This window comes from Panacibacter ginsenosidivorans, from assembly GCF_007971225.1.
Taxonomy (GTDB): Bacteria; Bacteroidota; Bacteroidia; order Chitinophagales; family Chitinophagaceae; genus Panacibacter; species Panacibacter ginsenosidivorans.
Window position 1 is genome coordinate 5,066,870 of record NZ_CP042435.1, and the last position, 16,038, is coordinate 5,082,907.

General features: G+C 35.9%; 11 protein-coding genes. 9 read left to right on the top strand and 2 right to left on the bottom strand.

All coding sequences use genetic code 11. The features are described from left to right. Positions 1-125 precede the first annotated feature (125 nt). Entirely contained in the window at positions 126-1,739 is a 1,614-nt protein-coding gene (locus FRZ67_RS21470; protein WP_147192618.1) for a tetratricopeptide repeat protein, read from the bottom strand. Between the two features lie 40 nt (positions 1,740-1,779). Next, positions 1,780-2,625, bottom strand: a complete 846-nt coding sequence (locus FRZ67_RS21475; protein WP_147192619.1) for a universal stress protein — start codon at positions 2,623-2,625, stop codon at positions 1,780-1,782. Between the two features lie 158 nt (positions 2,626-2,783). On the opposite strand from FRZ67_RS21475, the gene FRZ67_RS21480 reads away from it, so the two are divergent. From FRZ67_RS21480 to ggpS, 9 genes are all read left to right on the top strand, one after another. Next, a complete protein-coding gene (locus tag FRZ67_RS21480; RefSeq protein ID WP_147192620.1) occupies positions 2,784-3,479 on the top strand; it encodes a response regulator transcription factor in 696 nt (231 codons plus the stop codon). After that, entirely contained in the window at positions 3,479-4,861 is a 1,383-nt protein-coding gene (locus tag FRZ67_RS21485; RefSeq protein WP_147192621.1) for a sensor histidine kinase, read from the top strand. Before FRZ67_RS21480 ends, FRZ67_RS21485 begins: the two co-directional genes overlap by 1 nt. A 482-nt stretch (positions 4,862-5,343) precedes the next feature. Continuing rightward, complete coding sequence (locus FRZ67_RS21490; RefSeq protein ID WP_147192622.1) at positions 5,344-6,240, top strand: universal stress protein; 897 nt, start codon at positions 5,344-5,346, stop codon at positions 6,238-6,240. 87 nt (positions 6,241-6,327) lie between these two features. Beyond that, entirely contained in the window at positions 6,328-8,910 is a 2,583-nt protein-coding gene (locus FRZ67_RS21495) for a TonB-dependent receptor (RefSeq protein ID WP_158638427.1), read from the top strand. Positions 8,911-9,082: 172 nt separating this feature from the next. Continuing rightward, positions 9,083-9,529 carry a DUF305 domain-containing protein gene (locus tag FRZ67_RS21500; protein WP_147192624.1) on the top strand — a complete coding sequence of 149 codons (447 nt, stop codon included), beginning with the start codon at positions 9,083-9,085 and terminating at the stop codon, positions 9,527-9,529. A gap of 270 nt (positions 9,530-9,799) precedes the next feature. After that, positions 9,800-11,536 carry an APC family permease gene (locus tag FRZ67_RS21505; protein WP_147192625.1) on the top strand — a complete coding sequence of 579 codons (1,737 nt, stop codon included), beginning with the start codon at positions 9,800-9,802 and terminating at the stop codon, positions 11,534-11,536. A gap of 113 nt (positions 11,537-11,649) precedes the next feature. Continuing rightward, positions 11,650-12,087 carry a hypothetical protein gene (locus tag FRZ67_RS21510; protein ID WP_225975433.1) on the top strand — a complete coding sequence of 146 codons (438 nt, stop codon included), beginning with the start codon at positions 11,650-11,652 and terminating at the stop codon, positions 12,085-12,087. Positions 12,088-12,387: 300 nt separating this feature from the next. Beyond that, on the top strand, positions 12,388-13,374 hold the full coding sequence (locus tag FRZ67_RS21515) for an NAD(P)H-dependent glycerol-3-phosphate dehydrogenase (RefSeq protein ID WP_147192626.1): 987 nt from the start codon (positions 12,388-12,390) through the stop codon (positions 13,372-13,374). Positions 13,375-13,390: 16 nt separating this feature from the next. Beyond that, the gene (gene ggpS, locus FRZ67_RS21520; protein WP_147192627.1) at positions 13,391-15,676 is read left to right on the top strand and encodes a glucosylglycerol-phosphate synthase; all 2,286 of its coding nucleotides are present in this window, start codon (positions 13,391-13,393) and stop codon (positions 15,674-15,676) included. Positions 15,677-16,038: the final 362 nt, after the last annotated feature.

A 16,038-nucleotide genomic window follows, 5' to 3' on the forward strand; every position in this document is an offset into this window, starting at 1 on the left:
CGGATACTTTTCAGTACAAAGGTTGGCAAAGCCGCACAGGATATATTTATCGTATTATACTGTTAAATAATTTCTTTAATAAAAGATAATCCAGATAATGCTACCCGATATATTTTCCCGGCTTTTTAATTGATGCCATCATTAACATACTTTTTCAATATTGCTATATATTTTTTTGCATCTTCGTTTTCTGGCTGCAGATCCAATATCTTTTCAAAATATAGCAACGAACCGTTATAATCTTTTTCGTGATTAGCCTTATAACTTGCCAGGTAGCCATAGCTTTCTATTAACCTTTTCCTGTTTTGATCATCCGCGGTATCTTTTTCCGCAATCTCAATTACTTTAAGATAGTGAGGTATTGCCAAACCCTTTTCCATTGCTGTATCTATTGCCACATTAGCCTTTGCTCTCCAATAATAACCGTATTTCTGATCAGGATATTTTTTTGTATAGATACCAAAGACAGAATCGGCATTATTATATTCAGTGGCATAGTAATATGCAAGACCACAGTTAAACAAATCAACATTTGTGGCTTTTACGTTACCATCATAATATTTTTTTAGCCATAAAGCCTGTTGCTCATAATTTTTTTCTTTTCCATATAATGTTGCAATTGTTTTATACAACCTAAATCGCTCTGCCTCCTTTTCGTTTAGTTTGGCTGCCATAGCATAATAATATGCTGCTGAATCTGTATTCTTTCCCGTTTCTGCATATATATCACCCATTGTTTCATAATCTGATACCAGGAAAGTTGTATCTGTATTTTTGCTGAAATACTTTTGCATGTATTCAAACGCATTTTCATTATCATTCAGATTTTTATAACTATTGGCAACAAGCTTATAGATCCTTGGAGAAACATTTTTACCCTCTTTCTTGATTAGTTCCTGCCCGCTATGCACAGCAGCTTTATAATCTTTCTGCACAAGTAACATATCAGTAAGCATGTAATCATTCTCTATACTGTAATCAGATGCTGCAATATACTTTTTCAGGTATGTCATCGCCAGTGCTGCATCGCGGTAATAGTAATGATAATATACTTCATAAAGGGCGGGTGCATACAATGAATCAGTTGTCAGGGCATCATTAAAATACTGCATATAGACAGGGTTCTTTTGCGAGGTGAATATTTTACCTAATCTGTAGAACGCCCTGGCATAAGAAGGATCAACCTGCAATGCTTTTTGATAAGCGCTATAGGCATCAGAACCGTTGGATAGTTTACTGTATGCGTCGCCCATAAGCGCATAAATTTCTGGATTCTTTTTATCTCTTTTAATTGCCTTTGTTAATAATTCTATAGAATAGTTTGCATCTGCCTCTTTAATATCTATATAAGCTTGTGCAATCTCTATCAATACAGCAGCATCTTTATATTTTGTTTGCTTTAAAGCCGCTTCAAAATTTTGCTGTGCACTTGCTGCGTCATTTTCTCTTAATAAAATATGACCATATGCAGCTTTTATTAAGGGTGCATTTAATACTGTCTGCGGGGCTTTTTGAAGGCTATCTTTTATTTGTGTTACTTTATCCTGTTCAAGGTTTGTTTTAATTAGAAGATACCAAGCTTCTTCGTTATCAGCACCAGCCTGCAAAATAGTATGTAACATTTTTTCTGCAGAATTGTAACGTTGATGATAAATAAGTGCCTTTACTTCCTGTATGCTTTGAGGAAAAACTGCTGTTGAAAAAATTAAACAGATAATGATAATAAAAATACTTTTCATAAATGCCCTTTTTTTATTTGATAAATTAATTACGAATTATTCACGCGGTTAATACATTAAGCTTTGAGTTAGGCCTGATGAGATCGGTTGTCTGCATGCCGGAAATTGAATTGATTTTAGATTCTTCATTCGAGTTAAGAATAAGCATGTCGGCTCTTACAGACCTTGCATAAGCGTAAATTGCTTTTGCGGTGTTATTTCCTGTTAGTATTTCATATTCCACCGGGTAATGGAGATAATGTGACAGAGTGCGATAGGTTTCAAGAAATACACTGGGCCACTTATCAGGATCATCTTTTTTGAATATAGCAACTAAATAGATCTTTGGCCGGTTAGTGCCTGTTAATGCGCTCAGCAGTTCGATTTTTCTTTCAGTTTTATTGTTGTCAATTGGCATTACTACTGACTGCATTTTCCTGGAAATACTACCCGGCTTTACTGTTAATACAGCGCATTTTGTTTCCCTGTTTATCACATTTGCATTAACGGTTTTTAGAAAAGGAAACCAGTTATGGTTGTTGCTTCTGCCAATTATAATCAGATCAGTTTGCAACTCATTGGCAGCGCTTATTATAGAATCCTGTATAGAATTATCTTTAATTATGTGGGTTCTCACTTCAATGTTTGAACCGAAATTCAGTATGCGGCATTTTATTTCTTCCAGTTTGTTTTCTACTGTAGTTTTAATTGAAGGTATTGTCAAAGGTGGAGGCATAATAAAACCTGATACATAATAACCGACTGCCTTGAAAGTTGTATGTATAACATGCAAAAGGTGAATTACAGTAACTTCTTTCCCGGAAAGCCATAGCGCTTTCTGAACTGCTATTTCAGTATTGATAGAAAAATCAACGGGTATTAATATATTAGAAAAATGAGTGTTCATGCATGCATGGTTTAAACTTTATAAGTTGAATATGTACTAAATTATAGGCAGAGTATTAGCGGGGTCTTAAATGAAGATTAGAATTCTATTAGAATCAGGATTAACTTAGAAGCCATGCAATAGTTAATTTTGAATTTTCCTTGTAAAAAACCTTAGCTATGGAGGAGCGAAAAGTACTAATAGTTGAAGACGAACAAAAGATTGCCGATACATTAAAATTTGGTTTATCAGAACATGGATATCATGTTGAGGTTGCTTATGATGGTAAGATCGGAAAGAGGATATTTGATGCTCATGATTTTAACCTGGTAATACTTGATATTAACCTGCCGGGTATGAACGGTTATGATTTGTGCAGACATATACGGAGGCAAAATGCAGCCATTCCTGTTATAATGCTTACTTCAATGGGTACTTTAGATGACAAGGTGGAAGGTTACGACGCAGGGGCAGATGATTATATGGTGAAGCCTTTTGAATTTAAGGAACTGCTTTTGAAGATACGTGTGCTGCTGAAAAGAACTATGGAACAGCAATTACCTTCCGGCAATATTTTAAGGGCTGATGAACTGGAATTAAATCTTGACAACATGGAAGTAAGGAGGGGAAATAAAATAATTAATCTCACTGCAAAAGAGCTTCAGTTACTGGAATATATGATGAGAAATAAAAACCGTGTAGTTTCAAGAGCGGATATTTCAGTGAATGTTTGGGATATGTCTTTTGATACAAATACCAATGTGATAGATGTCTATATTAATTACCTGCGCAATAAAATAGACAAGCCATTTCCTTATAAGTTGATACAAACCCAGGTAGGTCTTGGTTATATACTTAAAGAAACAACGAGCTGATGCCTGTAAGAATAAAAATTACCCTTTTCTTTACATTGATAGTATTTGTTATTCTATCGTTGCTCTGCAGCGCTGTTTATTATTTCTCGTATATAAACAGGCAAAAAAATTTTAATAACCGTCTTACCAACCGTGCCGTTACAACTGCCCGTTTATTAGCACAGTCAGAAACATTTAACCAGGAACTGATACATAAGATCGATGCTTCCACGGCACTTGCTATGACCAATAAGACTGTACAGGCATACGATTTTTATGATAAAAGAATATATGCATATGCCGATAAGCCGGGTGATACCATAAGTGTTGATAAAAAAATACTCGAAGAGGCCAAACAAAACCAATACGTTTATTTTACCGCAAACAATAAAGATGCTGCAGGTTATCATTTTACTGATAAGAATAACCATGTAATCATTATTATAGCTGCCTATGATGCAGAAGGTAAAAAGAACCTTCAGCAACTGCAATATATTTTATGGTCTTGTTTTGTGGGTGGTATATTAATTGCATTAGCCGGTGGTTATTTCTTTACTTCGGGCCTTTTACGGCCTGTTCGCAAGATTGCTGATGAATTAAACGATATTTCGGCACAAAATCTAACACGTAGAATAGTTTCAAGGAATAGCAAAGATGAATGGGATTATTTAACTAATACGCTTAATGAATTGCTTGACAGACTGGAGGAAAGTTTTGACACGCAGCGCAGGTTTATTGCCAATGCGTCGCATGAATTATCTACACCGCTTACTTCCGTTTCCAGCCAGCTGGAAGTATCACTACAAAAAGAAAGAAACGCAAATGATTATAAAACAGTCATGCATTCTGTACTGCAGGATGTAAGGCATTTAAATAAACTTACACAGGCATTGCTGCAATTTGCAAAGGCTTCCGGCACTTCAAGTGGCCTGGAAATAGACCTTGTTCGCATAGATGAAATATTGTTGCGTATGCCGCGGGATATGATTAAACTTAATAATGAATATATTGTAAAGCTTAGTTTTAACGACCTTCCGGAAGAAGAAGAAAAACTGCTCATCTTTGGCAATGAGGACCTGTTGTTTAGTGCGATAAAAAATATTGTGCTTAATGCCTGCAAATATTCATCTAACCATACAGCAAATATTAATTTATCAGTAAAACAATATGAGATTATTATTGAAGTAATCGATGAAGGGCGGGGAATAGCCAAGGATGAATTACAAAATATTTTTCAACCATTTTTTCGTGCAGGAGATCATAAAACTGAGACAGGTTTTGGCCTTGGGCTTTCGCTAACAAGCCGCATTATAAAACTTCATCGCGGCCATATAAAAGTAGATTCTGTTATAAATACTGGAACAACTTTCACCATTTACCTTCCTGTTGCAGGCACCAAATAAGTTTACATATTTTTTTTGCCAACGGCATTACTACTATCGTCTGCTGTTGTGTCACTCACTTGTGCGTTCTGAATTTTATGCAACTTTTTAACATAGTGAATCAGTTAATAAAAATTTAAAGGCATAATTCTATATTTTTCACAATTGCTGTTCTGTTTATGTTGCGTCGCTATAAAGCCGCATAATTACTCAACAGTACAAGTGTGCGACGCAACAAAAGCTTAATAATGTTACCATTGCCGGGCTACACAAATAAAAATGTCTCTGCTTTTTTCTATTCTAATGGTTTTCTAATCTTATATTAATTACCTGCTAATTGTCAAAAAGGATATTGTGCAGATTATGAAAGCATTTACCCCGATTATCAGAATTATAAACTTGCGGGAAGAATTTATAATGCACGTAAGCAATATAGTAAAGCAATGACACTTTAAGAGAGTTTTTTCACAACTGCAATTTCAAAAAATAAAAAAATACAATACATGCAAATGCTACATTTAAAAAGAATATTGGTTCCTATTGATTTCAGCGACAATTCTATGAACGCCCTGGAAACCGCCACATCTATAGCCAAAAGGCATGACGCTTCTGTAAAATTGGTTTACGTTAATGATAATGATAATAAATTTTACCCGCACCTGCATTCAAATGGTGCACATGATGCAATGAGAACGCTGGGAACCCTTGCCAGGTGCGTAAAAGATGATGGCAATATTGAATGCAGTTTTTCATTCTTTTCAGGCTCTATAACAAGTTGCATATTACAGGACATTGCCGACGAATCAATAGACCTTATAGTTATGGGAAAGAACGGAAATGCAGGCAAAAGAGAACTGTATGCGGGTTCTTGTGCCTATGACGTGTCTAAAAAAGCGCTTTGCCCTGTTTTGCTTGTGCCTGCCGGAAAATCCTGGTCGCAATTTAAAAATATACTTTTCCCTGTGCGCCCTTCAGTAAGTATGCTTGAAAAGTATACGACGGTGAAGGAGATAATTAATAAAAATGATGCAACATTGCATATAATGAATTTGCGCAACCCTGATTACATCAATGAACTGCATATCATTTCTAAATTGGTTGATCTCCTGAAAAGAAAATTCGAAGAAGATAATATCAAGACTAAGATATCTTACTATTTCCGGGATGATAAATTCGCTGAAAAAATATTGAAGACAGTACAGGAGGCTACGACTAAACATGATCTTTTAATTATTTCAGCTGAACATAATATACCTGCAAATACTTTTTATCTATCACCTTATGCGCAACAGATTATACACCAGGCTAATATTCCTGTGTTGGTAATTAAACCGGAAACTATTCCCCAATCAAAAGAAATTGAACTGGAACTGCTGGAGAAACAAATCAGCGCCAATTGATTTGTTGATACGATATTATTTTTAAACGTTACAGCTTTTAGAACTAACAACCATAAAATCATCCAGGATGAATACAAAAAAATGCAAATGAAAAGATATTTAATAACCATACAATTAGTTTTAATAAATCTGTTTCTATCGGCACAGGTTGAAAAAAATAAAATTGATTCTACTACAGCACAAATAACAATAACCGGTGTAATTGCAGATAGTACTACTTCTCTTGGCATTAATGGTGCTACTATTGAATTAAGTTGGGTTGCGTTAACCAAAGATGCTAATACCACAAATGATATTGTAAAAAAAATGTCTCTTACAACTGCTAATGGTAAGTTTATTATTGGCAACATACCGGTATGTGAAAAATATACGCTCGTTGTTTCTTCAATCGGATATGACACTAAATTCAAAGAGATATTTGTACCTCAATCAGCTCGGAGGGATGGTGCACAGGAAATCAGAAATATAGGCACTATCAAATTACTACAAAGTCAAAAAATGCTTGGCAATGTAATAGTTACTTCAACCGCAGCGCCTTCTATGCGGTTTGACATAGACCGTAAGATTTTTGATGTTGAAAAGAATATTACTGCTCAAGGCGGTACCGCTGTTGACGTAATGAAAAATATTCCTTCGCTTTCTGTTGATGTAGATGGTAATGTACAAATGCGAAACAGCAGTCCGCAAATACTTATTGATGGCCGGCCTACTATATTAACACTCGACCAGATACCCGCAGACGACATAGAAAGGGTTGAATTAGTTACCAATCCATCCGCTAAATATGATGCATCCAGCGCCGGAGGTATCATTGACATTATTATGAAGAAGAATAAAAGGACAGGTATAAACGGCATTGCATCCGTGGGTGCCGGGACGCCCGGTTTACTAAACGGGAATATTAACCTGAATTTGCGGGAAGAAAAATTCAATTTTTTTGTAAGCGGAAATTATAACAGATCAGGTGGACAAGCCATCGAAGAAACAGGCAGGCAAAATAAAAGCGATGGGCAGATAACTGATTATTTTTATCAATCTTCAACAAATGAGCGAATACGAAAATTTGAAACAATCCGGTTTGGAATGGATTATTATATTGATAACAACAGCACCCTTTCCCTAACTCAAAGTTTTAATAATGGCAATGTTCTAAATAATGAAATCCAGGACCAGGATTATCTTGACAAAAATGAATCTTTAAATTATACGGGTTTACGTACAGCAAACGGTGTTAACGCTTTCAACAGAAACAGCAGCCGTTTAAGCTTTGAAAAAAAGTTTGATCGCCCTGATAAAAAGCTTACAGCAGATATAACCTATAATAATGGCGGCAGGAATAACGAATCATTCATCACTAATGATTTTTACGCAATTGATGGAACTGATTATGCACCTGCTAATATGGTGCGAAATGCTGGGTCAGGAAATGATCACCAGTTTACTGTACAGGCAGATTATAGCAATAAAATGAGTGATGATAAAAGAATAGAATTTGGTATACGCAGTTTCTATAATAAAACTTCTACCAATTTCGGAACGTACTCAATTGACCAGTCCGATCATGAAACCAAGTTGCCACTTAGCAACAATTATGAATATACTGAAATGGTAAACGCAGGCTACCTTAATTATGCCAATAAATGGAAATCTATTACTTACCAGTTGGGATTACGTGTAGAATTTTCAAAGCTAGATGGCTTTCTTGTAGATAGCAATTTTAATTTTGGATATGCTTTTCCTGATGGATTTAATAACCTGGGTTATGCGTTATTCCCCAGCTTTTTTCTCACTAAACCTTTAAGTGAAAATGAAGACATTCAATTCAATTTTTCCAAAAGAATACGCAGGCCAAGGTTTTGGGAAATAAATCCTTTTGTTGACATTAATGATCCTTTAAATATCCGGCAAGGAAACCCCGCATTAAGACCTGAATACACAAACTCATTTGAATTAAACTATTTCAACAGGTTTAATAAAAACGCAGGTACATTTCTCGCAGTGTTGTATTTCAAAAATAATGTTGGTGACGTTACACAGTATAGTGACACCATTTCAACAGCATTTTATCAGCAGTTAAGCAATGCCGCCATCTCACCTGATGCTATTTTAAATACATACATTAATGCCGGTTATACCAATAGAATGGGTGCAGAATTTACTGTGCAAAAAAAACTCGGTAAGGGTTTAAATCTTATTTATAATGCAGATATGCAATACCGCGTTACAAAAGCAAGCGTAAACAAACTTGATTTAAATAATAAGGGTTTTAATTTTGGAACAAAATTGATTGCCAATTATAAGTTTATCACACAAGCAAACAAATTTTTCAATAATCTCGGGTTTCAGTTTGTAGCTAATTACCAGGGGCCACGTGTAATACCGCAAGGCAGAACAAAACAGCAGTTTGTTGCTGATTTTGCTATGCGTAAAGAATTTCTAAAAAAGAAAGCTGCCTCTCTTTCTTTTAGCATCAACGACATTTTAAATACACGCAGGTTTGGTAATATTTATGAAACTGAAAACTTTTACCAGGATTCTTATCGGAGGTGGAGCGTAAGAACTTTCCGCATAACATTCACATATAAATTCGGCAGTGCAAACTTTGACCTATTCAAAAGAAGAAATAATACTGCAGATTTTGAAACGGACGGAATTGATAGTGCCGACTAAAGATTTTTATTTACCAGCTGCTGTAACACAGTGGCATCGCCTGTTGTGTCACTCACTTCAACAATTTAGCCTTTTCAGCAGGAAAAAACTATCAACTATTTCATTGCATGGCTTTTGTTATACAAGAATATAAGCCAGGCCAACCTGGATTTTTAATTTTAAATACGCGATAATGAATTACAGAAAATTTTTACTAATGCTGGTTGTTTCATTTATAATTATGTACAGCGTTATGTTTTTAAACGTAGATGAAGTAGACCATATATATCTAAGCACCACCAGAACTTATATGACAATGTTGATGATATTACCAATGAGCATCTTAATGTTACTCATGATGGGGAAAATGTATCCCAGGAAGAAATTAAATACTATCATCATTATTTCAAGCTTTGTTTTAATTGGTGTTTTTATTGTCGCATTGAGAACCCAGACTCCTATTGGCGATATACAGTACATGAAAGCAATGATACCGCATCATTCATCTGCAATAATGACAAGCAAAAATGCGGATATCCAGGATCCTGAAGTAAAGCAGTTATCTGAACAGATCATAAAATCACAGGAAGAAGAGATAGCTAAGATGAAAGCTATGCTTGAAAGAATCGAAAAAAAGTAAAATTATTTGGATAAGTAGAAATTATTATAAAAACAGGTGAGCAAATAATTCCGGCAGTCTTGTTTTCAGATGTCCCTGCCAGATAATTTTTTGTTTGCCATATGTTATCTGTAATATGTGTACGTAAAAGCAGCAATTAGTATGTTGCTGAAAGTTATATAGTACAAGAGTGCGACGCAACAAAAGCTTAATATACACTATGAGGCCTGGTTCAAAAAAATATAATTTTACAGAAGATTGCTTCTGTAATTGGTATTACAATTTAAAAAGATGAGCTCCACAAAAAAACTTTCGCAACTGCCCGCAACTGCCATTTGTGGAAATGATATTACATCTTCCTGTTTATATGTTTCAGCACTTACCATAGTATATGCAGGGCAGTATGCATGGCTGGCTTTATTGCTGGTAGCAGCCGTTTTATTTTTATTCAGGAGAATTTATGGTGAAGTAGTAGGCGCACTGCCTTTAAACGGTGGAGCATACAATGTTTTGCTTAATACAACCAGTAAAAGCAATGCATCTGTTGCAGCCTGCCTTACTATATTATCATACATGGTTACCGCTGTTATTTCAGCAAGTGAAGCAATGCATTACCTGCATAGTTTATTTATGCAGGTAAATGTTTTTATCTCTACAATAATATTGCTGAGCCTTTTTCTTGTACTGGTAATTATGGGTACCAGTGAATCTGCAATTGTAGCAACGATTATCTTTATTACGCATTTGTTTGCGATGCTATTACTTATAGTAAGCGGGTTCTGGTTTGTATTTAATAATGGGTTAAATATAGCGCATGAAAATTTTCAGTTACCTGTAGAAGGCGGCATTTTTACCGCACTCATATTGGGTTTTAGCACTGCAATGCTGGGTATTTCAGGCTTTGAAAGCTCAGCCAATTTTGTAGAAGAGCAGGCTCCTGGTGTATTTCGTAAAACATTGCGCAACATGTGGATGGCTGTTTCAATTATAAATCCTTTAATGGCGCTGACAGCAATATTAGTATTACCGGTAGGTGACGCAGTTCTTCATAAAGAAGCCTTACTATCCTACCTTGGTAATAAAACAGGTGGAGAGGCACTGGCATCATTTATTTCTATTGATGCTACTTTGGTTTTGAGTGGTGCAGTATTAACTTCTTATGTTGGTGTAGGAGGTTTAATGAAGCGTATGACGCTTGACAGGATATTACCACAAGGATTGCTAAAAGAAAATAAACGTGGCAGTTCTTCACGCATATTTATATTGTTCTATTTACTGTGTCTTTCTGTATTGTTTATTACGAAAGGCCAACTGGGCCCGCTGGCAGGTGTATACACCATTTCATTTCTCTTGGTGATGGCTTATTTTGGGTATGGAAATTTTTTGCTTAAGATTAAAAGATCAAAGCTGCCCAGACCGGAGTATGCACCGTCTTTCCTGGTTGCAATAGCGGTACTTGCTGTACTGATAGCAATTTATGTAAATGTGAAATTAAATCCCGAATACCTGATTGTATTTCTACAGTATTTTATACCATCCATTCTGTTGCTGTACATATTGCTGAATAGAATACAGATCTTACAGTACATGCTTATTATCGTTACCAGTTTTTTTGATGTAATAAAAAAATGGGCAGCTTTTAGCAGGTTACACATAAATAAATATATCCGCAGACTGTCTCAGCAACAATTTGTCTATTTCACTAAAGGCGATGATATATCTATTTTAAACAAGGTGATGATCTATGTCCAGGAAAATGAAATAACCACTAAACTAAAAATTGTTACAGTATTAAAAGATGGCCAGGAAATTGTTCCTTCTTTTCTTACAGACCTGAAAGTACTTGACCGTGCTTACCCGGAAATAGATATTGAGTTTCTGCAAATGAATGGAATTTTCGGTCCGCAGCTTATAGATGAATTAAGTAAAAAGTGGAATATACCAACCAATTTTATGTTTATCAGTTCCCCTGGCGATAAATTTTCCCATCGTATTTCAGATCTGCATGGTGTCAGATTAATTATTTAGGTAATAAACTTTTTTCTTAGGAGATTCTAATGATGCATTAACGAGGTACTAATAACAGGCTCGTATATTGTATCTATACAAGTGTTGTGAATTTACACAACAAGAAAACACATATGATGCTTAAAAATAAATTCAGCTCCGGAGTATTATTTACGATTCTGTTAGGCCTTTCTTTTATAGTATTAAATTCCTGTTCAAGAAAAGTATCTTTTAACAATTCTTCAGTAGTACCTGCGGCCGAAGGTTCAGTTAAAGTAAAAAAGGATAAGAATAGTAATTACGCCATATCTATAAATATAGAGCGTTTAGCTGATGCTTCAAGGCTGCAACCTGCAAGAGAGTATTACGTAGTATGGATAGAAACTGAGAATAATGGCATAAAAAATATTGGTCAGTTAAAAAGTTCCAGCAGCCTCTTTTCAAATGCTTTAAAAGGTTCTTTAGAAACTGTTACTTCTTTTAAACCAAAAAAGGTTTTCATTACAGCAGAAAATAATACTAATATTCAATACCCCGGCGAGCAGGTTGTACTCTCAACAAACAATTTTTGACCCTATGGTTGTTAATTAAGTTCTCTCAAAGAGGTAACTCTATGATATGAATGAAGCGATTATGCCTATACTCCATTTCCAAGACGAACGCTGGATTTTGGCATCCAGGCGGCGTGCCACTTTACTGAGTTTGATTTGAAAACCGCAATGAACTAAGCGTATAAGTGTGCGACGCAAGTACAGCTTAATATTTGTAATAATGCCTGGCAAATTATATTTTAAAAATTGTGTTAAGCTTCTAATACAATTCTAATGCATCTCTAATTATACCCTAATACTACGTTGATACCTTTACTTTTCATGTTAAAAAATATCGCAATAATAGGTAGTGGTAGCTGGGCAACTGCACTTGCAAAAATTTTTTCTGAAAGTGGAATATACATATCGTGGCTGGTTCGTAATAGAGATCAGGCTGAGTATATAAGGTTGAATAAACGTAATCCCCGATACCTGAGCTATGCAGAACTTGATCTTAATTTTATCAGGCCAACGACTAGTATGGAAGAAGCTATATTACATGCACAACTCATTGTTCTTGCTGTCCCCTCCATCTATTTAAAGGAAATTATACAATCTATAAACAAAGATTGGATACATAACAAAGCAGTAGCTGTTTCTATAAAGGGAATTATTCCATCTTCAGGTAGTACACCAGGTTTATATATCAGAAAATATTTTGATTTGCGCGAGCCCGTATTGATTATCGGTGGCCCTTGTCATGCAGAAGAAATTGGCATGAAAAGAAATACCTACGTAACCATTTCCGGCGAAGACCCGGTATGGGTTAAAAAAATTGCAGATAGTATTTCTGTGCCCTATATACGCACTGTTACCAACAATGATCCGGTGGGTGTTGAATATGTTTCTATACTTAAAAACATCATCGGCATTGCAACAGGTATTGCGTCGGGCTTGCATTATGGCGAAAATTTCCAGGCTGTTCTTACCAGTAATTCAATGCGTGAAGTAGACAGTTTCTTATCATGTATACATGCAAACAGAAGCGTTTATGACTCTGTATATTTTGGAGACCTGCTTGTTACGGCTTATTCTGGGTTTAGCAGGAACAGAACACTGGGAAAATTAATTGGCCGCGGTATTCATGTAAGCCATGCATTGCAGGCAATGGAAATGGTAGCAGAAGGTTATAATGCATCAAAAGAGCTGGCCCCGATGTTAAGTGACCTGAATATTTCTTTACCGGTTATTAATAGCGTGTATAGGATACTGCATCAGCATGCAAATCCTTTTCATGAATTTAAATTGCTTGAACAGCAATTATGTTAATTTAAAAAAGTAATTTATGATATTGGCAACAGATCTGGATGGGACTTTCCTGGGAGGGAAAAGCTTAGATAAACAAAAACTATACAGGCTAATCAGAAAGAACAAGAATATAAGTCTTGTATTTGTAACAGGCCGCGGCCTGGAATCAGTAATTCCCATATTGAACGATCCAATTATACCTAATCCTGACTACATAATATGCGATGTCGGGGCAACCATTGTAAATGGTCATACACTAGAGCCTGTCGAATTATTACAAAATGAAATAGAAAAAAAATGGCCGGGCAGGCGAAAAATTATAAAGTGCCTTGCAGATCTGGAAAGATTACAATACCAGGAAGTGCCGCAGCAACGCAGGTGTTCCTTTTTTACCAATGACCCTGATCTTATTCATGAAGTAACTAAGCGAGTTGTTGAACTTGACTGTGATGTCATATTCTCTGCAAATAAATTTCTGGATATATTACCTAAAGATGTCAATAAAGGAACTACGCTTATTAATCTTATTGAATTCCTTAAAGCTGATGGAGAAACGGTGCTTGTTGCCGGAGACACATTGAACGATCTTCAAATGTATGAATGCGGTTATAAAGGTGTTGTAGTAGGTAATGCTGAGAAAAGACTGGTTGACGCAACGTTGTCTATACCGGAAGTATATCATGCAAAAGAAGATGGCGCAGGAGGTATTTTAGAAGCCATGTCCACGATTGACGTTTTCGGGGCTTATATAAAAAGTTTTATCGAACACGAGACGCCTGTTGAAACCAACGACGCACAACAACTGGTAATGATGTATCATCGTTTTCCTTACGAAAAAAAGGAGATCAACGGGGTTATAAAAAATGTGCCGCCCAAAAGCCCCAACGGAATATTGCCAACGTTGCAGGGTTACTTTGCCAATGGCCGCCCGGGTGTATGGATTGCCTGGGAAGAAGTAAGTAAGAAAGGAGAATTGCTTCGTAATGTTTACATTGAAAAAGAACAATACCCAAATCTGATGGCTTCAAGGATCGGGCTTACAAAAAAAGAAGTGGAGATATTTTATAAAACATTTGCAAAGGAAGCATTCTGGCCAACCATATTTGCATTTATAGAAAAAGTAAAATTCAATCATCATCACTGGGATCATTTTGTAGATATTAACAGGTTGTTTGCGGAAAAAGCTGCTGAGCAGGCAGACTTTGGTGCTATTATCTGGATCCATGATTACAATCTCTGGCTGGTGCCGGGATTATTAAGACAATTAAGGCCCGATTTAAAAATTGGTTTCTTCCATCATACCGCATTCCCTGCAGCCAATACTTTCAATATACTTCCGTGGAGAAGAGAAATTATCAGCAGCCTCCTGCAATGTGATTATGTAGGTTTTCATATACCACGATATGTAGAAAATTTTGTTGATGTAGTAAAAAGCCTTTTCCCAATAACTGTATTGGAAAAGGTGAATTGTGCACCCAGATATTTAACCTATAGTACCGCTTTAGGAGTTCAACAAATGACAACCCGAATTGATACAGGGCAGCGGAAGGTAAAACTTGGTGCTAACCCTGTTGGAATTAATGTCAATTACATTAAAGAATTGCTGCAACAGGAGGTTATGCTTGATAAAATAAACGGCATAAAGAAATCAATGCATGGCAAGAAACTTATTCTCAGTGTGGAGCGGTTGGATTATGTAAAAGGGCCGCTTGAAAAAGTACTGGCATTTGAACAATTCCTCGATGAATATGCAGAATTCCGAGGTAAAGTTGAGCTGGTAAATATTTGTACGCCACCTGCTTCCGGTATGAAGATCTATGATAAAATAAAGCATGATCTTGAACATGCCATCGGTAGGATCAATGGTAAGTATGCAAGCATGAACTGGATTCCCATAAGATTATTTTCCCGCTCATTACCCTTTGAAGAAATTGTTACCTATTATGCTGCGGCAGATATTGCATGGATCACTCCTCTCCGGGACGGACTAAACCTGGTGGCAAAAGAATTTGTGGCAGCACAAGGCCAATTATCAAATCCAAAAGGCGTGTTGATACTCTCTGAATTTGCAGGTGCAGCAGTTGAATTACCGTATGCAATTCTCACCAACCCTTATGATCTGCGCTCACTGAAAGAAAGTTTATTGCATGCACTAACGCTTGCTGATGAGGATAAACAAATGCGGATCCAACGGTTGTATGAACAAGTGGAATATTATGATATTGATTTTTGGTCAGATGATTTTCTGCAAAATCTTTTGTCAGATAATTCAACCTCTATGTGTATAGTAAACGGAGAATTAGTTGAAGAACATGTTGAATAATTAATATTACACAAAGGTTTTGCAGAAAAAAGCAAAAAACCTAAATGATCTCATTTTGCTTTTTTAAAAACATAAAGGGTCTATTTGTTAATTATAAGTAATCTGATGCAATACTATGAAAAGCTTTACCAGCTTTTACGCAGGCAGTTTGGTTAAACATCTCTTTTTAAAGGGATGTTTTTTATTTACACTCCTCATTTTCTTTGAATTCAATAAAATACAGTTTTGTTATCTGCTAAAGAATAAGAAAGCTACTTCTGTTGCGTCGCACTCTTGTGCATTATAATTTCAAGCGGCATCTGACGAAGTATGATCTGCACGTACAAGAGTGCGACGCAACCAAAGCTAAACAGATACCTGCT